The 667-nt window shown below is 77.7% G+C and carries 1 pseudogene; it reads right to left on the reverse strand.

Features of this window, described 5'->3' with window-relative positions:
- Positions 1-667, reverse strand: a pseudogene (locus OKJ99_RS10115) (PucR family transcriptional regulator); the annotation flags it as partial.

The raw sequence follows: 667 nt of genomic DNA on the forward strand, positions 1-667 counted from the left end.
GGCGGTGCGCGGCGGCGGCCGGTTCGATGGAGCCGTCGAGCAGGCGGCGCAGCAGGTCGCTGCTCAGGTGCCGGGCCAGCTCGTCGGCGGCCCGCGCCCGCAGGAGGAGCATCGCGGCGGCCGACGCGCCCTGGCGCAGCGCGTCCGCGGCGTCGGCCGCCAGGCTCCCCGTGTCCACCGCCCAGATCGAGCCGAGCAGCTCGCCTCCGGCACGCACGGGAGTGGCCAGGCGGGGCAGCTCGTCGGCCATCACCCCGGGCAGTTTCAGCGGACCCTCGGAGGCGTACAGGAGGCGGTAGTCCTCGTCGTTCTCCGGGCTGCCGGGGACCTGGCGGCCGAGGATGCCCTGCCGCCTGGTCTCGTCGACCACCTGGCCCGGGACGGTCGAGTACGCGAGGATCTGGCGGCCCAGGTCCTCCACGGCGATCGCCCCGCCGACGGCCGCCGCGACGGCGTTGGCCAGCGCGAACAGATCACCGGGCAGCGCGTCCTCGCCGAGCGGCGCCGTGCGCGCGCCGTGCGCCCCGACGACGGACGACAGCAGCTGGAACACCTGGTGCCAGGCGGCGTCCCGGTCCGTCCCGAGCAGCGCGGCACCCGCCGCCTCGGCGTCCGGCACCGCCTGCGACCCGTCGCCGCGCACCACGACGCCCGCCATCCCGGCCCG

The sequence above is a fragment of the Streptomyces endophyticus genome, from assembly GCF_035798155.1.
Lineage (GTDB): Bacteria > Actinomycetota > Actinomycetes > Streptomycetales > Streptomycetaceae > Streptomyces > Streptomyces endophyticus.